This window comes from Saccharopolyspora sp. NPDC047091 (assembly GCF_040643635.1).
In the GTDB taxonomy this organism is placed as follows: Bacteria; Actinomycetota; Actinomycetes; order Mycobacteriales; family Pseudonocardiaceae; genus Saccharopolyspora_C.
Window position 1 is genome coordinate 17,331 of sequence record NZ_JBEYUS010000037.1, and the last position, 25,631, is coordinate 42,961.

Sequence of the window (25,631 nt, forward strand, 5' to 3'; positions counted from 1 at the left end):
GCGGTTTCCCGCCGTGCCGACGGGTGCGGACAGGCGTGCGGAGGGTCCACCACGGCCTCGAGTGGAGCACAGTGCCTGAATTCGATTCCTTCGCCGACGCTTACACCAGCGGCCTCCGCGAGGTCCTCGACGGCGGAGCCTCCGTCCCCTCGGTGCGCGACCCGCACTCCAAGGCATCGGACTTCGGCCAGAAGGACCGACCGTACCGAGAACTGATCGCGCACTCCTTCCGCGTCCGCGACCCCAGGAAGTCGCTCGCGATCAGCTCGGCGCTGCCGGTCAACCTCCCGTACTGCTTCGGCCTGCTCGCCTGGTCGCTGGACGGGCGCAACGACGTCGACACCCCCGCGCACTACCGGCGCGGCGCGCACGAGTACTCCGACGACCAGCACACCCTCAGCGGCGCCTTCGGCCACCGGCTCATCACCGCCGCGGGCGGCGACCAGGTCGGCGCCATCGTCGAACGCATCCGGCAGGACCCGGCGCACCGCCGCACCTTCGGCCTGGTCCTCGAACCCGCCGACAACTTCCGCCGGTCCCGCGAATACCCGTGCGCGGTGGGCGTGCAGCTGTTCCTGCGCGAGGACCGGCTGACCTGGCTCACCGTGATGCGCGCGCAGCAGGCCCTCACCGTGCTGCCCTACGACGGCTTCCTGTTCATGCTGATGCACCAGTGGGCGGCCGCGCTGCTCGGCGTCGAACCGGGCCCCTACATCCACCAGTCCGGCACGTTCCACTTCTACGACAACGAGATCGACCTCGCCCGCTCCGTCACCGCGGGCACCGTCACCTCGGGTTCGCTGCCCGCGCTGCCGGACACCCCGGAGGCCGCGCAGGCCGCGGTGCGCGAGCTCGTCGACGTCGAACGCGGCGTCCGCGAGGCCGCCGCCGCGGGCGACACCGCCGCCCTGGACCGGTTCGCCGACACCAAGGCCGAAGCCGAATTCGCCGACGTGGCCCGCGCGTGCCTGACCACCTTCGCCTACCGCAAGCTCGGCGACTCCACCACGACGGTGGACTCCCCCGCCGCGACGGCCGAGGTGCGCGACCTGATCACCGCGCTGTGACCGCTCCGGCCCGAACCGCCGAGGGGAGTCCGAAGTGGACGTAGTCGTGCGCGAACCGCTGGTGCAGCGACCGGAACCCGCCGAACCGGACCCCGGTCTCGTCGACCGGCTGCACCGGCGCCGCACCGAGTTCACCGCAGCGGGCGGCGACCGGGAGGCGGCGCTGCGCTTCCCGGTGCTGGCCTCGCTGGTGCCGGTGGCGACCAACCGGGGCGGCGAGGTCGCCTACCCCGGCGACCCGATGTGCCTGTACTCCGCCCTGATCAGCACCGTCGAACGATCCGTGCACCGGCGCGCGACCGGGCCGTCCCCCGAACCGGACGTGGACGACGTCTACCCGGACTGGGGCCACTACCCGGACGTCACCTACCGGCGGGCCCGATCCGGACCGCGCACCGGGCTGGCCGCGGAGAACTCCACCACCGACGGCAAGATCTTCGATCCGCGCATCTGGGACGCGAGCGCGCGCAGCTCGTTCCTCGCCCAGCTGCGCGCGCTGCGGCCGAAGGTGCTGCTGCTCAGCTCGGTGTCCGCGGGCCACCGGTACGCGCTGGAGATGGCGGCGGTGGCGAAGCGGGAAGTGCCCGACTGCCTGGTGGTGCTCGGCGGCAGGCACGCCGACGAGACCATCCGGGAGGAACGCGGCTCCGGCCTCCTCCAGCTGTCCTGGAGCAGCACCGTCGAGGTGCAGCGCGACGGGCGCAGCGACCGGGTGGTGGACTTCGTCGTCGCCGGGGACGGGGCACCGCTGCTCGACCTGCTGATGCAGGCGATCGGGCTGGTGTCCGAACCGGGCTTCGGCCCGACCGACGTCGACGCGGTGATGGACGCGCTGGCACCGCTGGCCGCCACCCGCGCCGACCTGGCCGGGGTCGGCACCATCGTCGGCTTCGGCGCCCGCGACGCGCTGCTGCAACCGGTTCGCGGCCGGGCGCTGAGCCGGTCCGAACTGCCGTCGCCGTACGAGGCCTTCTCCATCCGGGCCCGCTTCGGCGTGTTCGAGCAGGCCGGTTCCTCGCCGCACGGCAGCCGGACCGCGCACATGATGACCTTGGACGCCTGCCCGTTCAAGTGCACCTTCTGCTCGGAGAGCAGCGCCATGAAGCGGCTCCCCACCCGGTTCGCGATCACCGAATCGCAGGAGGTGGCACGCCGGGTGCGCACCCTCGCCGACTGGGGCGCGGAGGCCGTGTTCTTCGACGACCCCGTGTTCTGGGGCGGCAACTGGACGGCCATCAACGAGTTCTGCCGGGACCTGCTCGAACTCGCCGCAACCCACCGCCCGCTGCGACGGCTGGAGTGGGGCGCGCAGCTGACCGTGGACGTGGTGCTGAACAAGGCCAAGCGGGACGAGGTCGCCGCCGGGCTCGACCTGATGCGCGAAGCCGGGTGCACCTACATCTACATCGGCATCGAATCGATGTCCGAACAGGTGATGAAGCACGTCAAGAAGAACCTGCTGCGCCGCAACCCGGAACCGTGGGTCGGCAAGGTCCGCGCCGCGCTGGAGACGATCCGCGACCACGGCATCCGGGTCGGCAGCTCCGTGCTGTTCGGCCTCGACGGGGAGGACCGGGACACCATCGCCGAGACCATCGAGCAGATCGGGCTGCTCATCGACGACGACCTGCTGATCATGGCGAGCCCGAACATCCTCACCTACCACCCGGGCACCGGCGTCGCCCGCGAGCACGGGCAGGACAAGCTCGACTACCACTCCCGCAAGGAGAACACCCCGCCGTACACGTTCTTCGAGGAGGCCTACCCCGAGGTGGTGTCGAAGCTGCTCACCGAGGACGACATCTGGTACATCCACGAAGCCGCGGAACGCCGCTGGGGCAACGTCCGCAACAGCGCCATCGACGAGAGCGGCGTTTCTGTCGGGTGATCTGCGTAGCGGGTCCGGTAGCGGAACCTCAGCGGCCTTCTCGCTGCGGGATCGATTTCTCATGTATGCCCACAGCGAAATCGCCGTCCTCGCGAGAAGGCCGCTGAGAACCCGCCGGTGGTCACCTCGCTCAAGCCGGTCACTGCTCAGCGGGTCCGCCGCTGACAAGACACAGACCGAGAACACGCGGCAAGAACGCCTGATGATCGAGAGGGATACGCGATGTTGGAACAGACGTTGAACCCGCCGCTGGAAGTGGACCGCGGCAGCTACTGGGCGCCCTACTTCACCTACTTCCCCGCCATGTCCCGCTACCTGCCCACCGGCAGGTACGCGCGGGAGGTGCGGCCGCGGGCGTGCGTGCTCGGCGCCTCGGACGGGAAGTTCGCGCTGCCGCTGCTGCGCGCCGGCTGGGAGGTCGTCGGGGTGGAGACCGACGAGCTGTTCCTCGACGGCGGCGAGCTCGACCTCGTCGACGGCAAGCACGAGGTGGTGGGGCTGCGCAAGCGGCTCGCCGACGAAGGGCTGGAAGACCGCTGCACCATCGTCGAGCAGGACTACATGACGCTGCCCGCGAACGGCGACTTCCAGTTCGTGATGGGCAGCGGGCTGTGGTCCATGCCGCCGAACCGGCACCACACGCTGCAGGCGCTGTTCGACCAGGCGATGGGCATGGTCGCGCCGGGCGGCATCTTCTTCGCGGACTGGCTGATCGGGCTCAACCCGGAGGAGCGGGCCTGCGGCTACTACCCGGGCCTGGCGGAGATGGAGCGGATCGTCGCCCGCGACGGCTGGGAGGTCTTCGAGAACGCGGACCTCGGCATCTACGGCGAGAGCCACCTCGGCTTCGAGCAGTGGCACTACCACCGCTACGCCGCCATCGTCGCGCACCGCTTCCACGCACCGGCGGCCGGATGACCACCGCACCACCGCGCCGGGTGTGGGTGCTCGGCGGCTCGGCGAGCGGGAAGACGACGTTCGCCGCGGAGTTCGCGTCCACCGCCGGTGCCCGGCACGTGGAGTTGGACCGGTTGTACTGGCAGCGGGACTGGACGCCCCGGCCGGCGGAGGAGTTCCGCGCGGAGCTCGCGGAACTGCTGCGCTCGCCGAGCTGGGTGGTGGACGGGCAGTACGCGGCGGCGGTGGATTCCTTCGCCGCCGCGGCGGACTGCGTCGTGTGGCTCGACCCGCCGCTGCGGGTGTCCTGGCCGCGGTTGCTGCGCCGCACCCTCACCCGGTACGTGCGGCAGGAGGAGCTGTGGGCGTCCGGCAACCGGGAGACGTTCACCAGCGTCGTCGGCCCGCGCTCGATCCTGTGGTTCGCGCTGCGGCTGCGCGGCCGCATCCGGGACACCAACCGGGGCCTGTTCGCGCGGCTCGACGGCACCGGCCCGGTGCTGGTGCGCAGCCGCACCGCCGATCCGGCCGCGCTGGCCAGGGGGATCGGGCGGGGCGATGCCGGCTGAACCGGGCGTCGAGGCGGTCGCCACCGACCTCGACGGCACCCTGCTGCGCTCGGACGGCTCGCTGTCCGAGCGGTCCGCGCGCGCCCTGCGGGCCGCGGCGCACGTCGTGCACCTGGTGTACGCCACCGCCCGTCCGCTGCGGAGCGCCCGCGAGGTGCTCCGCGACGTGGGCGCCGCGGGCGACCTGATCTGCTCCAACGGGGCGGTGGTCGCCGACGTCGCGACCGGCCGGGTGCTGCGCATCGCCGCGCTGCCCGCCGAGCTCGCCGCCGCCGCGGTCGCCGAGCTGACCCGCCGCTGCCCGGAGGCGAGGTGGGCGCTGGACCGGGTCGAGGACCGGGTGCTGTCCCCGGACTGGCCGGACGTGCTGGCCAGCGCCACCGCGCGGGTGCGGCGGGCCGCGGTCGTGCCGGCGGACTCCGGCGTGCTGTGCCTGATGGTCGTCGGCTGCCCGCCCGAGATCGGCCGGGACGTGGCCGCCGGGCTGGGCATCGGCTGCACCTCCTCGACCGCCGGACTGCTGGAGTTCTCCGCGCCCGGCGCGGACAAGAGCACCGCGCTGCGCTGGGTGCTCGCCCGGCGCGGCACCACGCCGGACCGGGCCACCTGCTTCGGCGACGCCCCCAACGACCTCGGCATGTTCGCGGTCGCGGGCACCGCCGTCGCCGTCGCCGGAGCCGCACCCGACGTGCTGCGCGCCGCCGACCTGATCATCGCCGGGAACGACGAGGACGGCGTCGCGGCCCATCTGGAAGAGTTGACGACCCACCACCGCCGCACCGCAGAAGGACGACCGATGAAGCTGACCGCCTACCACCGCGCCGACGACGTTCCGGGGCAGGCGTGGGATTCCCTCCGCGAGCGGGGCACCACCTACTCGGCGTCGGGCTGGCTGGGCGTGCGCGAGGAGGAGCTGCCCGCCACCGGCGCGGCCCGCCACCTCATCGCCACCGACGACGACGGACCGGTGGCCGGGCTGGAGACCTACGCGTTCACCGAACCGCCGCACCGCCTCTACGCCCCGACCTTCCTGCTGGACGGCATCGTCGACGAGCAACGGGCGCAGGCCTACGAGCGGGAACCGTACGTGCTCGGCGCGGGCTGGTCGGAGTTCCGCGGCCAGCTGCCGGTGCGCCCCGGGCTGCCCGCCGCCGACCGCGCCGAAGCCGTCGAGGCGCTCACCGCCGACACCCTGACCTGGGCGGTGGACCGCGGCGCGCACCTGCTCGGCTACCTGTTCCTGCCGCTGGACCAGGCGCTGGAGGTCGCCCGCGCGCACGAGGACGCCGAACCGGTCGTGGTGCTGCAGGACGTGGAGAACGTGCTGCGCACCGACTGGTCCTTCGACGACTACCTCGCCCACCTGCCGCGCAACCGCCGCACCCGGGTGCGCCGCGAGCTGCGCGAGTTCGCCGAGAGCGGCCGCACCATCCGCGAGGTGGAGCTGGCCGAGGTGGTCGACGTGATCGCCCCGCTGAACAACGCGCTCATGCAGAAGTACGGCCACACCTGGTACAGCCTCGACCGGGCGCTGGAGGTGTACGACCGGCAGGCCCGGCACCTGTCCGCGGACAGCTCGGTGCTGCTCGTCGAGGACGAGGGCAGGCCGGCCGCGTTCGCGCTGCGCTACCGGCGCGGCGACGAGATCTTCTCCCGCGTCGTCGGCTTCGACTACGACCTGCCGAACCGCGCGGACTACTTCAAGGTCCTGATGTACGAGGCGGTGCGCACCGGCGCCGAACGCGGCATCGCGCAGATCGGCCTGGGGCTCGGCACCTACGAGGCGAAACTGGGCCGCGGCGCGCAGCCGGTGCCGCTGTACAGCGTGTTCGTCGGCGTCCGCGAACCGCTGCCCGCCGACCCCGCCGCGGTGGCCGCGCACAACGCGCGCAAGGTCGACGAGTTCGCCGAGCAGTTCGGCCGGTTCGTCGTGGGCGGCGCCGACTTCGACTCCTGGCTCCCCTGACCGGCTCGGCGCTCGAACGGGAACGGCCCACCTGCTCGCCGAGCGGGCGACCGGGCCGTTTCCCGGCGATACCCGAAAGTCGTAGCCGGGATCGGCTCGGAAGGTGATCACCGCGGCGCCGCGGATCCCTAACTTGGCTCGGGCCGGGCGGACGACGCGCTCGGTTCCCGGAAACCGAGCCGCGAAGAAGTGATCCGATGCGAGACAGCGCCCCGCACCCCGGCGCCGACCCCTGGTCCGCCACCCGGCGGCTCCCCCGACCGGGCGCGCAGGACACGGTGCCCATCGCCGTCCCGGTGCCCACCGCCACCCCCGCGCCCGGCGGTTCCTCCGGGCAGCGGGTGACGACGCTCGACGCGCTCCGCGGCTTCGCGCTGTTCGGCATCCTGCTGGTGAACGTCCCGCACGTGCTGGGCATGCCGAGCGAGGTCGGCGGCGTCGAGGCGCCGGTGCGGCGCGCGCTGGACCTGTTCGTGCAGTACCGGTTCAACGTGATCTTCGCGCTGCTGTTCGGGATCGGCTTCGGCATCTTCCTGCAGCGCGCCGCCCGCAAGCACCCCCGGCCGCGGCTGCTGCTGGCCCGCCGGCTGGCGGTGCTGTTCCCGCTCGGCGGACTGCACCAGCTGCTGCACCCCGGCGAATACCTGCTGTTCTACGGCGTGCTCGGAGTCGCGCTCCTGCTGCCGCTGAGCTTCGCGCCGCGGTGGGCGGCACTGCTGGTGGCGCTGCTGATCCCGGTCAGCCCGGTGCCCGGCGCGCTGGTGCTCGGCTACGCCCTCGCCCGCTACGAGATCCCGCAGACGCTGCACGCCCGGCGGAACCAGCTGGTGGTCGTGTTCGCGGTGTCGGCGGCGCTGGCGGTGCCCGCGCTGCTCACCCAGCTCCACGGCCCGCGCGACCTCGGGTTCGCGCTGACCACGGTGCTCGCGGGGCTGTGCCTGGCCGCCGCGTACAGCAGCGGGCTGGCCCTGCTGCTCCGGACCCGGGCCGGGAAGCCGATCGCCGCGGTGCTGGAACCGCTGGGGCGGATGGCGCTGACCAACTACGTGAGCGCGACGCTGCTGATGGTGAGCGCCGGGCGGCTGATCGGGCTGGCGGACTCCACCTCCTGGTGGACGATGCTCGGGTTCGCCGTCGCGGTCATCGCGGTGCAGGCGGTGTGGAGCAGGCTGTGGCTCGCGCACTTCCGCTACGGGCCGTTGGAGTGGGCCTGGCGCCGCCTAACCTGGTGGAACCTGCAACCTATTGCCGGTTCTGCTGCTTCTGCTGCTTAGTGGCGGGGGTGGCGGAACCTCAGCGGTCTTCTCGCTGCGGGATCGTTTTCGCAGGTGGCTCCGCCACATGCGAAAACGCTGTCCTCGCGAGAAGACCGCTGAGAACCCGCTGCGGTGCCGGTTGATCAGGTGGTCGCTGGGCTCAGCGGCTGTGCCGCTGACAAGACTGGGTTGCGGGCGGTGGTGCTGTGGGCGGCTCGCGTAGTGGTCGGCTCGCGTCCTGTTCAGCTCGTGGTTCCGGTGGGGGCCAGGCGGGTGCGGATGGCGTCGACCAGCAGGGTCAGCACGTCGTCGAAGGACGGGAGCCAGATGCCGAGCGTCTCCGGCGTGCCCACCGCGGCGGCGTAGTCCTCCGCGGGCGCGTTCGACAACCCGCGCGCGACGACGGCGGTCGTGGCCGCGCCGAGGACCTGCTGCGAGAGGGCGGTGGCGGCGGTCATCCGGTCCTGCTCCGCTCCGCCGGATTCCTCCAGCGCGCTGATGATCCGCCCGGCCAGCGCCATCGCGTTCGGCCCGATCAGCGGCCGCGTGCCCGCGAACCCGGCGGCCCACGGGTGCGCCGCGAACGCGTCGTAGTACTGCTTCGCGACCCGGAACACCACGTCGTCCCAGGGCACGTCCGCGCCGGGGAGATCGTTCGCGGGCCCGGCCAGCACGTGGTCGAGCGCCAGGTCGATGAGGTCTTCGCGGCGCTGCACGTACCAGTAGAGGCTCGTCGCGTGCACGTCCAGCTCCGCCGCGACCTTGCGCATGGTCAGCGCGCCCGCCCCGTTCCGGTCGAGCAGCGCGACGCTCGCGGTGACGATGCGCTCCCTGCTGAGCGGTGACTCGGTGCGGCGCTTGCGCTGCGGGCGGTAGAAGACGCTGTCCACGTGCGGTTCCGGAGGTGTGTCGGGCATAGGTCCAGCATAATCAAGACATACGTTGTAGGAGAACTCTCCTACAGTGTATGGTTCCGGCATGATCACCGATGCGCCCCAGCGGCAGCTCCCCTCCGACTCCGGCGACCTGGCCCGCACCAGGACCCTCCCGGCCCGCGGCCTCGCCGCCTACTTCCTCCTCGCCTTCGGCCTCTCCTGGTCGATCTGGTTCGCGAGCAAACTGGTCCCCGGCGTGGACCCGATGGCCTTCGTGGTGGCCGGTAGCTTCGGCCCGGCGGCCGCGTCGGTGATCGTCACGGCGGCGACGCAGGGCAAGGCGGGCGTCGGCGCGATGTTCCGGCGGTACTCCCCGCTGCGGCGCGGCGGCGTCCTGCCCTACCTGCTCGCGCTGGTCCCCGGCCTGTTCATCATGATCTCCGGGATGTTCCACCTGCTGCTGCGCGGCGGGCAGATCGACGACACCGCGCTGCAGGCCGCGCTGCTCAGCGCTCCCACCACGTTCCTGTTCATCGCCCTGGTCGGCGGCGGCAACGAAGAGCTCGGCTGGCGCGGTTACGCCCTCCCCCGGCTCCAGTCCGCGCTGTCGCCGTTCGCCTCCAACGTGGTGCTCGGCATCATCTGGGCCGTGTGGCACGCGCCGCTGTGGGAGATCCAGGGCACCTCGCAGGCGGGCATGTCCATCCCGATCTACGTGATGCTGGTGGTCGTCCTCTGCATCGCGATGGGCAACGTCTGGAACTTCTCGCGGGGCAGCCTGCTCGCAGTGGTGATCGCGCACGCCGGCATCAACACCGCCTCCGGACTCAAGGTCGCGGCGTTCGGCTCGGAGGGCGAGGTCGACGCGCTGATCGCGATGACCGTGCTGTGCCTGATCATGCTGGCCGCCACCAAGGGCCGCCTCGGCCTGCCCCGCCGCGAGCGGAGCGAGCAGCCGGAGTCCTGATCCGCCGACCACCCGCACCGAGCCGCAGGCACCGCCGATCCGGGCGATACCTGCGGCTCGCACACGTCCGACCTCGGTGCGTAATCCTCCATACCGCCGTTCGGCCCAATGTGTTCATGATCACGATGCGCTGCGCGCAATGGCCCAGCCCCGAATCCGTTCAGCCGAGGTCTTCCGCCGAATCCCTGAATCAGCGGAGCACGAATCAACCGGCCGATTGATTGTTATCGCAATCAGCGACAGCCATCCCCCTGATCGGCCGTTTCGCATCGGATCCGCATCCATTATTTTCGAAACCAGACGGTTCACGACCAATCTGCGCTCGGCCGGAAAGGCGAGGATCGGTGGACCGTTCGCGACCTGGATGAGCCACTCCGGATCGGCGAGATGGCCGAATGCGCATTGATCCTTCCGGAAGAACGCATACGACCGCGCACCGCGCGAGAAGACCGCCGATCCGTGCCCGCGCAACATTCCGGACCGGTGCACCGGCGTCGATAATCGGCCTAAAACGTCCGCTGAACTGGCACTTCTCCGCGCGCCCCGATTATTCCAGCACCGCAGGCCACCTCGGCCATCCCTCAGAACGGATGCCCCTCCGGTTAGGTAGCGTGGCCGTCGCCTCCTTCGACATGAAGTTCCGCGGGAACAGCCCGACGAGGCCGCGCCACCGTTGCGCGGCCCCATTCGTCGTGCCCGATCTCATTCACCCGGCTCATTCGAACGTAGTGCAGTCATCAACTCGATTCACATGATTGGTGCGACAGCGTTGAGCGGGCGTTACGAGACCACGGAACTGCCGGACCGGCTGCAGAAGTTCTTCAAGATCACCCTCGGAATGGAGTGGCCCGAGGGCAGCGAAGGCGGCCTCCAAGCACTGCACGACGCGCTGAGCAAGTACGCCGAACGGGCCGAGGAGACCCGGCAGCGGCTGACCGCGGCGGGCGGCGACATCGCCACCTCGATGCGCGGCGAGACCGCTGATTCCACGGTGGACTACGTCTCGAACAAGCTGCCCGGCTACCTGGAGGAGCAGGTCGCGGTCGCCTCGGACCTCGCGAGCAAGGCCAGGGACGCGGCCGCCGACATCCAGAAGAACAAGATCCTCTTCGTGGCGATGACCGCGATGACGCTGGCCACCGTCATCTCGCTGATCGCCTCGTTGTTCGGCGCGTTCATGGTCCCCGCGGTGCTCGCCGCCGCGCGGGTGGGCATCACCGCGCTGCTGCGGGAACTGATCAAGCAGATCGCGCAGAACATCGTCAAGCAGCTCGCGCGCGTCCCGCAGGCCATCAAGGCCGGTGGCTGGCAGGCCGGGGCCAAGGCCGCGGGCTCCCAGGCCTGGCAGCTCGGCAAGTACCCCGCGGCGGGCGCCGCGATCGGCGCCGGGGTGATGGGCGGGCTCGACGCGAGCATCCAGGGCATCCAGAAGGCCACCGGCTACCGCGACAACATCAACACCGAGTCCATCAAGGGCATGATGATCGGTGGCGCGATCGGCGGCGCCGCCTCCGGTGCCGCCGCCGGAGCGGTGCGCGGCATCGCGAAGAGCGTCGACGACGTCATCACGGGCATGAACAAGAACATCGCCCAGGCCAACAAGCTCCGCGGCCCGAGCGACCAGCTGCCCGAGAAGACCCTCACCCGCGGGCAGATGGCGTTCGGGCGCTTCGCCGACGGCGCGGCGCAGATCGTCTCCGTCGCGGGCAGCAACCCGCTCGTCTACCTGGCCAGCGGGGACAAGGGCGGCGTCGCCTCCGACGGCATGTTCGGGGCGTTCGCCCGCGGCGGCCTCGGCGGCGGCAAGAACACCGGGGGCGGCACCACCTCCCCCGGTGCCGTCGACGGGCCCGGCACGCTGCAGATCCCCGGGCCCGAGGCGCTGGAGATCCTCGGGCCGGCGGACACCGGGAAGTCCACATCGGACGGCAAGGGCGGCGCGGAGCGGACCGGCGACGACGGGACCGGCGCCGGGGACCGGAAGAGCGGCGGCGTGGAGACGGCCGCGAACGGCCCGGCCTCCAGCGCGGACGTGAAGTCCGGTTCGGCCATCGACTCCGCTGCGGATGTGAAGTCCGAGTCGGCCGTCGACGCCGGTGCGGGCGAGAAGACCGGTGCGAACGCGGACTCCGGTGCGGGGGCGAAGACGGGCGCGGACTCGTACTCCGGCGCGGATGCGAAGACCGGGGCGGACGCGCGCTCCGACGCGGGCGTGCAGACCGGGGCGGACGCGGATTCCGGGACGAACTCGGGTGCGGCGGCGCACGCCGGTGCGAACTCGGGTGCGGCGGCGAACTCCGCGGTGAGCTCCGGTGCGCCCACGAATTCCGGTGTCGGCGGAAATTCCGGTGTCGGCGGAAATTCCGGCGTCGGCGGAAATTCCGGCATCGGCGGAAACGCCGGCATCGGGGGGAACTCCGGCACGACGACGTCCGGCGGCACGGTGTCCGACGGGACCGCCGGGCGCGGCTCGGACACGAACTCCGATGCGGGCACCACCGCAGGCGACCGCAAGGGCGGTGTGGTGGGCACCGGCGGCGCGGACCGCTCCGCGACGACCGACGTCGCCCCGCCGTCCTACGCGACGGTCCTGGCGGAACCGCCGTCCTACGAAACGGTCCTGCACCAGGACGCGGCCCGCGCGGGCGCGGAGGCCGGGACCACCGGCGGCGACTCGGCGGTCGTCCAGGACGGCTCGTCCCGCATCGTCGGCACCGGCGGCGCGGAGCTCGGCACGCTCTTCGCGCAGCCCGGCGACTTCGGGACCGAGTCGCGGGGGCTCGACGGCGACGCGAGCACCGGCGGCTCCCGTTCCGGCGAGGCCCCGGTCGGCACCGAGCAGGGCGGGGCGGCGCGCTCCACCGAGGCGAGCGGCCCGGCGGTCGGCACCACCGCGCAGGTCCAGCCCGCGGCCACCGGGAACCACTCGACGGGCGCCGACTCCGGGGCCGGGCGCTCCGACGGCGCGGCCCGCGGCGGGGCCGCATCCGGCGGGACGCGCGGCGCAGCCGACAGCGCACCCGCCGCGACCGCGCAGAGCTCGCCCACCCGGGCGGCCGGCGGCGCGCCGCGCACCGAATCCACCGGCCTCGGCGACGCCCCGGCTCGCGCCGCGCAGACCGGCGGCGAGAGCTCGCCGTCCTTCGCGCAGACCGCCGAACCCGCCCGGCACGCGACCGACGACGGCCGCACCACCGGCGCGGACCTCGACCAGGCCGCGGACCGGCCGGACACCACCTCGCGCGAAGCGCAGACCGTCGCGCACGACGCCGGACCGGCGCGCGCGGACGAGCAGGCGGCCCGCACCGATCTCCAGCAGGACGGCGGGTCCGCTCCCAACCGCGCGGAATCGGACCAGCACCGATCGTCCGAAACCCGCGCCGATTCCGGCGGCCGCACCGACGCCCCGGCGCACCCTGAAGGCCAGTCACGCCCCGAAGGCCAGTCCCGGACCGAGACCGAGTCGCGCGCCGGGACCGAGTCGCGCGCCGAGGCGCAGTCCCGGCCCGAACCCGGGTCGCGGACCGAGGCCCAGTCCCGGCCCGAGGCCGAATCGCGCGGCGACTCCCGGCCCGAGGCCGAAGCGCGGTCCCGCACCACCCCGGAAACCCGCGCCACCGAGCCGAGCTCGACGCGGGAAGCGCAGTCCCGCCCCGAGTCCGACACCCGCGCCGAGCCGGAGAACCGGGCGACCGCAGAGGACCGAGCCGTCCCCGAATCTCGCGCGACACCGGAAACCCGCACCACGCCGGAGAACCAGGCGACGCCGGAAAGCCGCGTCACGCTGGAAGAGCGGGCGACGCCGGAAACCCGCACCACCCCCGAAGACCAGGCCGCGTCCGAGAACCGCGCCGCACCGGATTCCGGCCCGGCCCGCGACGGCGACGGCACGCCGGACTCCCCGTTCGCCGCCCACCCCGCGGCCCCGGCGGCCCGGCAGGCCGTGCCCGCGGCGACCAGGTCCGACGCACCGGCCGCACAGCCGGACGCGGCCCGCCCGGACACGAACGGTCGTCCCGACGCCACCAGGCCGGACACCACCGGCCGCCACGGCACCAACGCCCGCCCGGACGCGACCGTCCGACCCGACGCCGCAGCTCGCCCCGACGCCACCGCCAGGCCGGACACCACGTCGGGCAGGCCGAACACCGGGAACCGGAGCACGCAGGGCGAAGCCACGCCCCAGCAGGACGGCCGCACCGTCCCCGCCCGGAGCAGCGACGGCCCGGCCCGCGGCGGCGAACGCCCCACCGCCCGCCCGAACCGGCCGTCGACGGAGAGCACCACCACCCCGGCCCGTCCCGGCCCGGACGAGGTGACCGCCCCGGAGCAGCACGCCACCGCCCGCCAGGACGCGGACGGCGGGGAGCGTCCCGCCCCGGCCGCCCCGCGGGACAACCGCCCGGCGGAGCTCACCGATCTCCAGGTGGCCATGGTGGGCAAGAGGATGCGCGAACTCACCGAGCGGACGGTCTCGGAAGAGGAGGTCCGGGCGGCGTACCGGGAGTGGCTGCCGCTGCGCCGACCGGTGCGGAACACGGACCGGCTCGCGTACGAGCTGTCCCACTACGCCGTGTCGGGCGAGCTCCCGGGCCTGAACGGCGGCGCGATGGGGCTGGAAGGCGAGCTGCACAACATCGGCCTCTCGCTGCCGCGCGGCTACACCACGAACGACTTCGAGGTGATCGTGGACGCCCCGGAGTTCTCCATCGTGCTGGACGACGGCCACAGCGGCCCGGTGCTGGAGATCGTTTCCAAGCCGTTCGCGGTGGTGGACGGGGATGTGGGACGGCCGTCGGCGGCGCAGGTGCACACGGCGGTCCAGGACGCGGTGCGCAGGTTGCGGAACGCGCGGGACCGCACCCGGTTGGAGCGGATCTTCGACGACGACCGGTTCGACGTGGACCCGGACGCGGGCGAGTTCCCGATCCGCAAGTACAGCCAGCACAACCAGGACCAGGTCTACGCGCACTACTCGGCGGGCGTGCCGATGGCGGGCCTGCCCCGCTTCATGGGCTACATCAGCGACACGATGCGCACCGGCGGGTTCAACAGCGCGGCGCGGCAGCAGCTGCGGGACGGCATGAGCCTGGCGCGCCGGATCAGCAACGAGGCTGCCGACGCGAACGGCTTCTCCCGGTTCGAGCGCAAGGAGCTCGAAGGGTTCCTGGCCCTCACCTACACGCAGTTCGCGGCCATCGCCGAACGGCACTACGCCGGAACAGGCATGGGGAAGAACTACGCCGCCCTCAACTCCCGGGTCGAGATGTGGGACGTCCGGCGTTCGCTGAGCCAGAACGTCCGGCAGTACCTGGACGGGGCGTCGCGCGACCTGTCCACCCGGTTCGCGGGGAACTTCCGCAGCGGGGTGGTCAACGCGAATCCGGGCACGGCCCTGCTGCAGGAGCGGGTGCCGCCGCGGGTGCGGAACGCGCGCTCCTCCGGGCGGACGCTGGGCGACTACCTCGACGGGGCGTTCTCGTCGCGCCCGGTGCACCGCGTCAGCCAGTACGAGGCGCTGGTCATCCGGACGACGATGGGCATGGACCACAACTACGTCAGCGGCGTCCCCATGCTCGACCCGCCCGCGCTGGTGGCGGAACTGCGGGTGCAGGGCAGTTCGCGCGAGTCGCCGAACGGGCTGCAGCGGACCGCCGAGGACATCGCGCACCACGTCCGGTCCAGCTACCGGGAGGCGCAGGCGCTGCGGGAACAGGGCACCGGGGGCAACAGCCCCACCGGCAGCGGCGGGTCCGGTGGCCGCGGGAACGGCGGCGGCTACGGCGGCTACGACACTTCAGCGGTGCCGAGCACCGCCGGCTACGGCAACGGGTACGACGCCGGGTACGGCACTCCCGCGCCACCTCCCCCGGCACCGAGCACCGCCGGCTACGGCGGCGGGTACGACGCCGGCTACGGCACTCCCGCGCCGGCTCCCGCGAACCCGAGCAACTACGGCTTCGGGGCGTACAGCGGCCGGTACGTCGGGCAGGACTACTACAGCGCTCCGCAGCCGACGCCGAGCACCTACAGCCAGGCCCCCATCACCACGCCGTCCTACCAGGAGCCCGCCCACCAGAGCTCGCACCGCAGGCGCCGCCGCCACCACCGGGACACCTACTACGACGAGACCCCGGCCGCCTACCCGAGCTCGTCGCACACCGTGTACGAATCCAGCTACGGGCAGCCCGCGATCGCGCCGAACCCGTACCGGAACACCTCCGGTTACTACGGCGACGACGGCTACTACTACCCGTCGGCTCCGGCTCGCCCCGAGAACGAACCGGGCGGCGGCACCGGGCCCCACCGTCGGGACGACCGGTCCCCGTTCGCGGTGGACCCCCGCGAGTGGGAGAACTTCCGCCACTCGATCCCGGCGGTCGAACGCGGACGCACCGCAGGCATCCACCACGCGGAGCTGGCGGCTTTCCGCGATCCCGACGTGGACCTGCGCTCCGCGCTCGACGACGTGGCGGCGCGCCGGAACGAACCGCGCGCACCCGTCCTCGACTCGCGGTTCCAGGTGCGCCGGATGAACCACGACGGCGATCAGGTCGCCGAAGTGACGTTGCGGGTGTCGCTGTCCGCGGGACGGGACGCCACCCCGGGCGATCTGAACGCGGCGTGGACGTCGGCGGTCGACGGCATCCACGACGTGGTGAACCGGCCGGGCGCGAAGTTCCGCACCGGTCCCGTCGGGGACCGGCTGTTCGTCCGGCTGGAGCAGGTGGAGCCGGGCCGGGACGCGGACGTGTCCGTGGTCGTCGGCGAGGGCCACCGCGGGCTGAGCAACGCCCGGCAGTGGCGATCCGACATCAGGCCGCGAGAAGCCGCGCACGAGATCATGCACGCGCTGGGCATTCCGGACGAACACAACGAGGGCCACGGACCGCAGGTGCAGCTCGACGTCCCGGGCTCGCTGATGGGCGACTTCTACTCCCCCGCGGAGCACGGGACCACCGCGGAAGGGCTGTCCCAGGGCGGCCTCCGCCCTCGTTACCTGGACCTGCTGGGCGCCGCCATCGGCGACGACGTCCCCACCACCACGTTCCGGAACGACGTCCCCGCCCCGGAGAGCACCCCGGCACCCGGCGGCACGCCGGACGCCCCACGGCCGAACCCGGACGACGCGTCACCCGCGGCGAACCGGGACGACGACGGGTCCGCACCGGACCGGGATGACGAGGGGTCCGCACGGCATCGGGACGACGATGGATCCACGCGAGACCGGAATGACGACGAGTCCGCACCGCGCCGGGACAACGACGGCTCGGCGCGAAACCGGGACGACGAGGGCCCCGCACCGCGCCGGGACGACGACGGATCCACGCGAGACCGGAATGACGACGGTTCCGCACCGCGCCGGGACGACGAGGACGAGCCCGCGGCACCGCAACCCTCCATGCCCCGACGCCGAGCCGCACCGGTGATGCTGCAAGGGCGCTTCCGGACCGAAGACGGCACCCCGGCCACCGTCGACTTCGCGCCGGAAGCCGTCCAACGGCGCATCCTGGGCGACGAGAACGGCAACCCGATCGGCGTCGCCTTCCCCACCCTGGGCGGCGATGCGGACATGTTCCGGGCGTTCACCAGGAACTGGAACGGCCGGGTGACGCGCACGCTCCCCGGGGAGATGAGCCTCGCCCCCGGCCCAGTCAACCGCGACGGCTCCCAGGTGCGGCCGCCGTGGCGGCGGGACACCGACCGGCGCGGGCACCAGCGCACGCCCACCTTCATCTTCATCCACACGAACAACGAGCGGTACGGCATCACCGTCCCCATCAACGGCGTCGACACCGTCATCAGCGTCAGCCAGGACACCGTCGCCTACCTGCTGGACAAGACCCCGGAATTCCAATACATCATGGAGCGCAACGAGAAATCACCACTCGTGTTCGCCGCCTGCGACGCCGGGAACGCGGAGAACTCCACCCGGATCGTCAGCGGACTCCGATCGGGATACTCCGCCGGGCACAACCTGAGCCGCCGCTACGACAACTCCCTCTACTTCGGGTTCAACGAAGTCACCGTCACCCGCACCGGCTACATCGGCGTCGCCGAGAACGGCGGATGGCTCCGCTACGACCGCGGCTCGACGGCACCGCGGATGGACGCGGACACGATCTACACCCCGCAGCAGGTGAGCAACATCAACCGGAACGAGTCGGCGGCGAACGTCCCGCCGGACAACACGCCGACCACGCTCCCGGACTACGGCAACAGCTACGGCAACTCGGCGGTCGGCAGCGGCTACGGCCGCGACTACTCGGGCAGCACGACCCGGCAGGTGCCACTCCCGCCGGTGACCCCCGACTGGGACTGGTCCGGGCCATCGCAGACCAGTTCGAGCCAGGACTACTACGCCACGTCGTCCTACCCGAGCACGTCGTCCTACCCCAGCACGTCGTCCTACCCCAGCACGTCGTCCTACTCCAGCACGTACACCGGGGGCCAAGGCGACTACTACTACGACAACTCCATGGCGAGCAGCTCCACGGTGCCTGCCCCGGACCCGTACAACTCCAGCTACGGCCTCCCGGCCGTGGCACCGAACCCGTACCGGGAACAGGCCCCATACCAGGAACAGCCCCCGTACGACGGCTACGACTCCCACGGCCGCGGCTACTACTACCGCCGCCGCTGACGGCCCACCGCTCGGCGATCGGCGGCGATCGCCGAGCGGTACCGGCCCGGCCGGTTCCGGCGGAGCGGGAACTCGTCGCCCGCCCGCGGCTCAGCGGCGGCGGACGGCGCGGACCAGCGCCGCGGTGTCGCGCCTGCGGAACCAGGCGACGACGCACACCAGGACGAGCGTGATCGCCGGGATGGTGACCAGCTCCGGGTCCTGGACGGCGGTCAGCACCGTCGCCCCGACCATGAGCGGGACCTGGCAGACCGAGGCGAGCCCGCACAGCCGCGGCACGAGCAGCGCGATCGCCCCCGCGAATTCGAGCCAGCCGACGATGATCATGCCCGGGATGCCGATCCCGACGAGGTCGAACGGGTCGACGGCGATCGGGTTCCCCAGCATCTTCGGCAGCGCGATCAGCGCGAACACGACGGCGAGCAGCACCTGCAGCACCCACAGGGCGGCGGTGGCGGCGGCGGGCCGGTTCCGGGTGGCGGGCGAGGTCGTGGTCATGGCGTTTCCGTTCGTCCGGGGCGACCGCGGTTCGGCCGCCGGACGCACCGGGCGCGGACGGCACGACCGCACGTGCCGTGCGAGCGCCTTCCGGTGCGTTGCCACGATGAGAAGCCGTGCCGCCGCGGCACGCTCAAGCCCGATTTCCGCGCACATGGCGCAGCTCACCGGGCCGAGCCGGTGCCACGCGTCCCGGAGCTCCGCCGCCCCGGAACGCTGCGGTGATCCGACTCGGCCACCGCTCGTCCCCGTCCTGCTCAGGCGGTCGGGTGCTGCGCCGCCAGGCGGCTGCTGATCCGCCGCTGGAGCTCGCCGAGCCGCCCGTCGTCCCCGCGGACCCCGGCGTGCGGGAGGAGCTCGCCGGCGTCGTACCGCGGGATCACGTGGAAGTGCAGGTGGAAGACGGTCTGCCCCGCCGCCGCCTCGTTGAACTGGACGACCTGCACGCCCGCGGGACGGAGCTCGTCGGTGACGGCGCGGGCGACGCGCTGCACCACGTGCACGACCGCGGTCAGCTGCCCGGGAGTCGCGTCGAGCAGGGTCCGCGGCTCGCCGCTCTTCGGGACGACCAGCACGTGGCCCGGGGATTGGGGGAAGACGTCGAGGAAGGCGAGCACCTCGTCGTCCTCGTGCACGACGTGCGCGGGCCCCTCACCTCGGATGATCTTCGCGAAGGGGTTCTCGGGGTCGTAGATCTCGGTCACTGGCGGAGCCTTCTCGGTTCGCAGGGGTGCGGCGCCGGGGCCGCGGTTCGTCCCCACCAGCAGACCCCGTGCCGCAGCGGCACGGTCCAGCCGGGGTGGTCGACTCCCGCGCCGCGCGGTGCGGCCGGTCCGGATCCGCCGAGCGCGACGCAGGGCCCACCGGCCGCACGCGCTCGCGCCACCGCCACCAGGTGCGGGCGGGTTCGACGATCGCCGCGGTGTACGCGACCGGCACCACCGCCGTCCCGGCGCACCGGACCGCGCTCCCCGAGCCGACCAGCGGCCGGCGGTCCGCCGAGCGCGCGCGGTCGTGCCCGGTCGTCCGGAAGAGGTCGTCGCGACGCGGCTCGCGCAGAGCTCCTCGCACCGTCCTCGTCGCACCCGAGCTCGCGGTACCGGCCCGGTTCCGACCGGTCCACGGGCTCGGTGCGCCTGGGCGGCAACACTCGCTCGACGCAGCCCGGCTACACCGCGTAGGACGACTAGAGTTGACCCGCCACCGACCCAGCCCCCCGACGCTCCCGGAGATGCCCGCGTGTCTGATCGGTTCGTTCACCTGCACGTGCACACCGAGTTCTCGATGCTCGACGGTGCCGCCAAGCACAACGCACTGTTCGCAGAGGTCGCTCGGCTCGAGCAACCCGCGGTGGCGATGACCGACCACGGCAACATGTTCGGCGCGCACTCCTTCAACGCGCACGCCAAGAAGTCCGGCATCAAGCCGATCATCGGCATCGAGGCGTACGTCGCTCCGGAGAGCCGCTACCACAAGAAACCGGTGTTCTGGGGCGAACGAGCGCGAACCGGCAAGAAAGAGGTCGACGAGTACGGCGAGAGCGGCGATGTCTCCGGTGCCGGCGCGTACACGCACATGACCATGCTGGCGCAGAACTCGACCGGGCTGCGCAACCTGTTCAAACTGTCCTCACTCGCATCCATGCAGGGGTTCTTCCGCAAACCGCGCATGGACAAAGAACTGATCGCCGAGCACGCGGAAGGGATCATCGCGACGAGCGGCTGCCTCGCCGGCGAAATCCTCACCCGCCTCCGCCTGGGCCAGAAACAAGAGGCCGTGCAGGCCGCCTCCGACTACAAGGACATCTTCGGGCCGGACCGCTTCTTCATCGAGGTCATGGACCACGGCATCCAGATGGAACGCAACATCCGCACGGAGCTGCTGGACATCGCGCGCCAACTCGACCTCCGCACCGTGGCCACGAACGACAGCCACTACGTGACCGCCGACCAGGCCGGCCACCACGATGCGCTGCTGTGCCTGCAAACCCGCTCGACGCTCGCCGACACCGACCGGTTCAAGTTCAACGGCGACGGCTACCACATCAAATCGTCGGCGGAGATGCGCGAGTACTGGGACGCCGAGGTCCCCGGAGCCGCCGACAGCACGCTGCTGATCGCCGACATGGTCGAGGGTTACGACGAGGCGTTCGCCTCCACGAACCGGATGCCGCAGGCCAAGATCAAGCCCGGCAGCACCGACGTCGAAGTGCTGCGCGACGAGGTCGAGGAATTCATCCCGACCCGGTTCCCGGGCGACAGCTTCACCCAGGACTACCGCGACCAGCTCGAATGGGAGCTGAAAGTCATCACCGAGAAGGGGTACAGCTCGTACTTCCTGGTCGTCGGTGACATGATCCGGTGGGCCAAGAACAACGGTATTCGCGTAGGGCCGGGACGTGGCTCCGCGGCAGGCGCACTGCTGTCGTACGTCCTGCACATCATCGATATCGACCCCTTGCAACACGGGCTCCTGTTCGAGCGATTCCTGAACCCCGAGCGCGACTCCCCGCCCGACATCGACATCGACTTCGACGAGCGCCGGCGCGATGAGGTCATCGCCTACGCGAAGGAGAAGTACGGCGAAGCGTTCTTCGCCAAGGTCATCACCTACGGCACGATTAAGACGAAAGCGGCCTTCAAGGACGCTGCTCGCGTGCACCTCGGGCAACCCGGGTTCCAGCTCGCCGACCAGTTCAGCAAAGCGCTGCCCGCGCCGATCGCGGCGAAGGACATCCCGCTGTCCGGGATCGTCGATCCCCAGCACGAGCGCTACACGGAGGCCGCCGAAGTCCGCTCGTTGATCGAAACCGATGCTCAGATCGGCAAGATCTTCGATACCGCACGCGGCCTCGAAGGCTTGATCCGGAACGCCGGGGTGCACGCCTGCGCCCACATCATCTCCCGTGAACCACTGCTCGACGTGCTGCCGCTGTGGAAACGGGACGACGGTGAGATCATCACCGGCTGGGACGGGCCGCAATGCGAAGACGTGGGCCTGCTGAAGATCGATATCCTCGGCCTCGTCAACATGACCACGATCGACGACACCGTGCGCATGGTGAAGGCCAATCACGGCGTGGAGATCGAACCGCTCGACATCCCGCTCGATGACGCCCCCACCTACGAGATGCTGGGCAGGGGCGAGAGCCTGGGCGTGTTCCAGCTCGAAGGTGGCGGCATGCAATCGCTGCTCAAGCGCATGGCCCCCACCCGGTTCGGCGACATCGTCGCCTGCGTCGCCCTCTACCGGCCGGGCCCGATGGACGTCAACGCCCACCTCGACTACGCCGACCGCAAGAACGGCAAGAAGCCCGTCGAACCGATCCACGCCGAACTCGACGAACCGCTCGAAGACGCACTCGGTGAAACGTACGGCCTGATCGTCTACCAAGAGCAGATCATGGCGATCGCCCAGAAAGTAGCGGGATACACGCTCGGGCAAGCCGACCTGCTGCGACGTGCGATGGGCAAGAAGAAGAAGGAGGTGATGGACGAGCAGTTCGCCCGGTTCGAAGCCGGTATGGCCGAACGGGAGTACAGCAAGGAGGCCATCGACCAGCTCTGGGCGACCGTGCTTCCGTTCGCCGGATACGCGTTCAACAAGTCCCACGCGGCCGCCTACGGCTTGGTGACCTACTGGACCGCCTACCTGAAAGCGCACTACCCGGCCGAATACATGGCGGCGTTGCTGACCGCCAACGCGCACAACAAGGACAAGACCGGCGTCTACCTGTCCGAGTGCCGCCGAATGGGCATCCGGGTGCTGCCGCCGGACGTGAACGAATCCGTGGTCGGACACGCGGCCGTGGACGGCCGAATCCGCTTCGGCATGGGAGCCATCCGCAACGTCGGCGCGAACGTGGTCGAGTCGATCGGCAAAACGCGCGAGACCAAGGGCCGCTACTCCTCGTTCACCGACTTCCTCGACAAAGTCGAGATCACCGCGTGCAACAAGCGCGTCATCGAGTCGCTGATCAAGGCGGGCGCCTTCGACTCGCTCGGAGCCACCCGCATGGCGCTCACCCAGCACCACGAGGCAGCGGTCGACGCCGTGATCGGGCTCAAGCGCCAAGAGGCGATGGGCCAGTTCGACCTGTTCGGCGGCGGCGACGACACCGCTTCCAGCCCCGACTCCTCCCCGCTGGCACATCTCCAGTTCACCGCTGAGGAATGGCCGCGCAAGCAGCTCCTGGCGTACGAGCGGGAGATGCTCGGCCTCTACGTCTCCGCACACCCCCTGGACGGCGCGGAGCGGTTGCTGCGGCCGTACCAGGACACCACCATCGCAGAACTCGTCGGCGGCGAACGCGAGCCCGGATCCGGCGGAAGAGAAGAGGCCAAGATCGCCGGGATGATCTCGGGGATTCAGCGGCGCCTCAACAAGAACGGGCAACCCTGGGCCATCGTCACGCTCGAGGACTTCGATGCCAGCGTCGACGTGCTGTTCTTCCCGAAGTCCTACGAGCTGTTCTCCGACTGCTTGGCCGAAGACACCGCGCTAGCGGTCAAGGGCCGGGTCAACGAACGTGAAGGCGAGATCAGCGTGTTCGCCTCGGACGCCGTACCGGTGGACATCGCCGCGGCCGAGCACTCGCCTGGATCGGCGCCACCGTTCGTGCTCCGCGCGGACGCCAAGAAGATCGACAAGGAACTCATCGGCGAACTCCGGAACACGCTCGGCACCTATCGCGGCGAAACCCCGGTGCACGTCCACTTGGGTGCGACCCGACTCGAACTGCCGGCTTGGCCGGTGAAGGTGTGCACGGAACTCGTCTCGGAGCTCAAGTCACTGCGCGGAATCGTGATCGAACGCGTGAGCTGAACGCGGTGGACGAACCGGAGGTCGATTCGAGGCTCGCACCGCGAGCACGACTCGACCCCGGCTCGCATCGAGCACCGTGCCGGGGACGCCGAACCCGATCGGGCCGGATCGACGGCGATCGGGTTCCCCGGCACCTTCCGGCGGCCCCGGGCGGCGGGGAGGGGGCGGCCACGTCCGCGGCGATTCCGCAGCCGCGAGATCGACCAAGCGCTGAAGACGTCGTTCGGAACGGGTTCCAGCAGGCGCTTCGCAGCTGCGGAGGTGCCGGCCGGGCGCGAGATCGTCGTCGCCACTGGCACCACGACGGGCGCGCCGATACCGGAGTAGAACGAATTCCGCCTGCCGACCCGGCGCCGCTCGCTCGGGCCGACCGATGCTGATTTCGGCCTGCGCACAATGCTGGTGCGCGATACCGGGCTAGTGCTCGATACCGAGTTGGTGCGCGATACTGGGATCGAACCAGTGACCTCTACCGTGTCAAGGTAGCGCTCTCCCGCTGAGCTAAACGCGCTTGTTGTTGTAGGTGCAGCGTAGCGGACGGGTGATCACGTCCCGTCGGCGACCCCCGGCACCCGCCGCACCGGGCGGCCGGGCCGCATCGGCGGGCGCGGGACCGGGGGTTCGCCGGTGCTCAGACCTCGCGTTCGAAGGTGACCAGGAGGCCTTCGACGCCGCCGGGCCCGAGGCGGCCCTTCACGTCGGCGCCGGTGATGGTCTTCATCCGCCAGCCGTCGGCGGCGTGCTCGTTGAGCACGCCTTCGAGCTTGTCCCCGGACATCTTGCCGCCGAGCCACTTCTCCCGGAGCTCCACGACCTTGTACTGGTACGGCATCCGTTCCTCCTCCGCATCGGGTACCGCGATGATCTCAGCACGGGGCCGCCCCGGAACGCGAAAACGCCACTCCCACCCCGGGAAGCGGGGCGAGGGTGGCGTTCAGCGGATGCCTTCAGGAGAAGATCAGCGGTCGGCCATCTTCTTCTGCAGGTTCTCGTCCAGCGAGGCCAGGAACTCCTCGGTGGTCTGGTAACCCTGGTCGCCGCCGACGAGCAGCGCCAGGTCCTTGGTCATCTTGCCGCTCTCGACGGTCTCGATGACGACCTGCTCCAGCGCCTGGGCGAAACCGGTGACCTCCGGGGTGGAGTCCAGCCGGCCGCGCTGCTCCAGGCCGCGGGTCCAGGCGAAGATCGACGCGATCGGGTTGGTCGACGTCGGCTTGCCCTGCTGGTGCTGGCGGTAGTGGCGGGTGACCGTGCCGTGCGCGGCCTCCGCCTCGACCTTGCCGTCCTCGGTCATGAGGACCGAGGTCATCAGGCCCAGCGAGCCGAAGCCCTGCGCCACGGTGTCGGACTGCACGTCACCGTCGTAGTTCTTGCACGCCCAGACGTAGCCGCCCTCCCACTTCATGGCCGTGGCGACCATGTCGTCGATGAGGCGGTGCTCGTAGGTCAGGCCCTTGGCGTCGAAGGCCTCCTTGAACTCGTTCTCGAAGACCTCTTCGAAGACGTCCTTGAAGACGCCGTCGTAGGCCTTGAGGATCGTGTTCTTGGTGGACATGTACACCGGGTACTCGCGCTCCAGCCCGTAGCGGAAGGACGCGCGGGCGAACTCCTCGATGGAGCGCTTGTAGTTGTACATGGCCATGGCCACGCCGCCGTCGGTCGGGAACTGCGCGACCTCCTGCTGGATCGGCTCGGAGCCGTCCGCGGGCGTGTAGGTGATGGTGACCGTGCCGGGGCCGGGGACCTTGAAGTCCGTGGCCTTGTACTGGTCACCGTGCGCGTGGCGGCCGATGATGATCGGCTTGGTCCACGTGGGCACGTAGCGCGGGATGTTCGAGATCACGATGGGCTCGCGGAAGATGACGCCACCGAGGATGTTGCGGATGGTCCCGTTCGGGCTCCGCCACATCTTCTTGAGGCCGAACTCCTCCACGCGCGCCTCGTCCGGCGTGATCGTGGCGCACTTGACGCCTACGCCGTGCCGCGCGATCGCCTTCGCCGCGTCGACCGTGACCTGGTCGTCGGTGGCGTCCCGGTGCTCGATGCCCAGGTCGTAGTAGTCGAGGTTGATGTCCAGATACGGGTGGATCAGCTTGTCCTTGATGAAGGACCAGATGATCCGGGTCATCTCGTCGCCGTCGAGCTCGGCGACGGTTCCCTGGACCTTGATCTTGCTCATG

At 71.0% G+C, this 25,631-nt stretch carries 14 protein-coding genes and 1 tRNA gene; 9 read left to right on the plus strand and 6 right to left on the minus strand.

Annotated features, from left to right (window positions below):
* Positions 1–71: 71 nt before the first annotated feature.
* The 6 genes from ABZ805_RS17370 (at position 72) to ABZ805_RS17395 (ending at position 7,661) form a co-directional block, all read left to right on the plus strand.
* On the plus strand, positions 72–1,067 hold the full coding sequence (locus ABZ805_RS17370; protein WP_358440900.1) for a thymidylate synthase: 996 nt from the start codon (positions 72–74) through the stop codon (positions 1,065–1,067).
* A gap of 34 nt (positions 1,068–1,101) precedes the next feature.
* Entirely contained in the window at positions 1,102–2,955 is a 1,854-nt protein-coding gene (locus ABZ805_RS17375; RefSeq protein ID WP_358440903.1) for a radical SAM protein, read from the plus strand.
* A 222-nt stretch (positions 2,956–3,177) separates the two neighbouring features.
* Entirely contained in the window at positions 3,178–3,873 is a 696-nt protein-coding gene (locus ABZ805_RS17380) for a class I SAM-dependent methyltransferase (protein ID WP_358440905.1), read from the plus strand.
* A complete protein-coding gene (locus tag ABZ805_RS17385; RefSeq protein ID WP_358440908.1) occupies positions 3,870–4,421 on the plus strand; it encodes a hypothetical protein in 552 nt (183 codons plus the stop codon). The genes ABZ805_RS17380 and ABZ805_RS17385 overlap by 4 nt, the downstream gene beginning before the upstream one ends.
* The gene (locus ABZ805_RS17390) at positions 4,411–6,387 is read left to right on the plus strand and encodes a GNAT family N-acetyltransferase (RefSeq protein ID WP_358440911.1); all 1,977 of its coding nucleotides are present in this window, start codon (positions 4,411–4,413) and stop codon (positions 6,385–6,387) included. Before ABZ805_RS17385 ends, ABZ805_RS17390 begins: the two co-directional genes overlap by 11 nt.
* A gap of 197 nt (positions 6,388–6,584) precedes the next feature.
* Positions 6,585–7,661: a DUF418 domain-containing protein gene (locus tag ABZ805_RS17395; RefSeq protein ID WP_358440914.1), complete on the plus strand. Its 1,077-nt coding sequence runs from the start codon at positions 6,585–6,587 to the stop codon at positions 7,659–7,661.
* A gap of 224 nt (positions 7,662–7,885) precedes the next feature.
* Here ABZ805_RS17395 and ABZ805_RS17400 read toward each other — a convergent pair whose 3' ends face one another.
* Positions 7,886–8,560 carry a TetR/AcrR family transcriptional regulator gene (locus ABZ805_RS17400; RefSeq protein ID WP_358440916.1) on the minus strand — a complete coding sequence of 225 codons (675 nt, stop codon included), beginning with the start codon at positions 8,558–8,560 and terminating at the stop codon, positions 7,886–7,888.
* A 61-nt stretch (positions 8,561–8,621) separates the two neighbouring features.
* Here ABZ805_RS17400 and ABZ805_RS17405 point away from each other — a divergent pair, with 61 nt between their 5' ends.
* Both ABZ805_RS17405 and ABZ805_RS17410 read left to right on the plus strand, forming a co-directional pair.
* Positions 8,622–9,485 carry a type II CAAX endopeptidase family protein gene (locus tag ABZ805_RS17405; protein ID WP_358440918.1) on the plus strand — a complete coding sequence of 288 codons (864 nt, stop codon included), beginning with the start codon at positions 8,622–8,624 and terminating at the stop codon, positions 9,483–9,485.
* 751 nt (positions 9,486–10,236) lie between these two features.
* A complete protein-coding gene (locus ABZ805_RS17410; RefSeq protein ID WP_358440919.1) occupies positions 10,237–18,129 on the plus strand; it encodes a hypothetical protein in 7,893 nt (2,630 codons plus the stop codon).
* Between the two features lie 90 nt (positions 18,130–18,219).
* On the opposite strand, the gene ABZ805_RS17415 is transcribed toward ABZ805_RS17410, so the two are convergent.
* Positions 18,220–18,627 (minus strand): DoxX family protein, encoded by a 408-nt coding sequence (locus ABZ805_RS17415; protein WP_358440921.1) that lies wholly within the window; start codon positions 18,625–18,627, stop codon positions 18,220–18,222.
* A 257-nt stretch (positions 18,628–18,884) separates the two neighbouring features.
* The gene (locus ABZ805_RS17420) at positions 18,885–19,331 is read right to left on the minus strand and encodes an HIT family protein (RefSeq protein ID WP_358440923.1); all 447 of its coding nucleotides are present in this window, start codon (positions 19,329–19,331) and stop codon (positions 18,885–18,887) included.
* Between the two features lie 535 nt (positions 19,332–19,866).
* On the opposite strand from ABZ805_RS17420, the gene dnaE reads away from it, so the two are divergent.
* Positions 19,867–23,451 (plus strand): DNA polymerase III subunit alpha, encoded by a 3,585-nt coding sequence (gene dnaE / locus ABZ805_RS17425; protein WP_358440925.1) that lies wholly within the window; start codon positions 19,867–19,869, stop codon positions 23,449–23,451.
* 436 nt (positions 23,452–23,887) lie between these two features.
* On the opposite strand, the gene ABZ805_RS17430 is transcribed toward dnaE, so the two are convergent.
* From ABZ805_RS17430 to ABZ805_RS17440, 3 genes are all read right to left on the minus strand, one after another.
* Positions 23,888–23,962 (minus strand) — tRNA-Val (locus ABZ805_RS17430).
* 120 nt (positions 23,963–24,082) lie between these two features.
* Positions 24,083–24,283 carry a DUF4177 domain-containing protein gene (locus ABZ805_RS17435; RefSeq protein WP_358440927.1) on the minus strand — a complete coding sequence of 67 codons (201 nt, stop codon included), beginning with the start codon at positions 24,281–24,283 and terminating at the stop codon, positions 24,083–24,085.
* A gap of 126 nt (positions 24,284–24,409) precedes the next feature.
* Entirely contained in the window at positions 24,410–25,630 is a 1,221-nt protein-coding gene (locus ABZ805_RS17440) for an NADP-dependent isocitrate dehydrogenase (protein WP_358440929.1), read from the minus strand.
* Between the last annotated feature and the right edge of the window lies 1 nt (position 25,631).

What these genes read in the sequence shown, in the direction of transcription:
- ABZ805_RS17380 (WP_358440905.1), top strand. Translation starts at nt 3,178, where the DNA reads ATGTTGGAACAGACGTTGAACCCGCCGCTGGAAGTGGACCGCGGCAGC.
- ABZ805_RS17385 (WP_358440908.1), top strand. Translation starts at nt 3,870, where the DNA reads ATGACCACCGCACCACCGCGCCGGGTGTGGGTGCTCGGCGGCTCGGCG.
- ABZ805_RS17390 (WP_358440911.1), top strand. Translation starts at nt 4,411, where the DNA reads ATGCCGGCTGAACCGGGCGTCGAGGCGGTCGCCACCGACCTCGACGGC.
- ABZ805_RS17395 (WP_358440914.1), top strand. Translation starts at nt 6,585, where the DNA reads ATGCGAGACAGCGCCCCGCACCCCGGCGCCGACCCCTGGTCCGCCACC.
- ABZ805_RS17400 (WP_358440916.1), bottom strand. Translation starts at nt 8,560, where the DNA reads ATGCCCGACACACCTCCGGAACCGCACGTGGACAGCGTCTTCTACCGC.
- ABZ805_RS17405 (WP_358440918.1), top strand. Translation starts at nt 8,622, where the DNA reads ATGATCACCGATGCGCCCCAGCGGCAGCTCCCCTCCGACTCCGGCGAC.
- ABZ805_RS17410 (WP_358440919.1), top strand. Translation starts at nt 10,237, where the DNA reads ATGATTGGTGCGACAGCGTTGAGCGGGCGTTACGAGACCACGGAACTG.
- ABZ805_RS17415 (WP_358440921.1), bottom strand. Translation starts at nt 18,627, where the DNA reads ATGACCACGACCTCGCCCGCCACCCGGAACCGGCCCGCCGCCGCCACC.
- ABZ805_RS17435 (WP_358440927.1), bottom strand. Translation starts at nt 24,283, where the DNA reads ATGCCGTACCAGTACAAGGTCGTGGAGCTCCGGGAGAAGTGGCTCGGC.
- ABZ805_RS17440 (WP_358440929.1), bottom strand. Translation starts at nt 25,630, where the DNA reads ATGAGCAAGATCAAGGTCCAGGGAACCGTCGCCGAGCTCGACGGCGAC.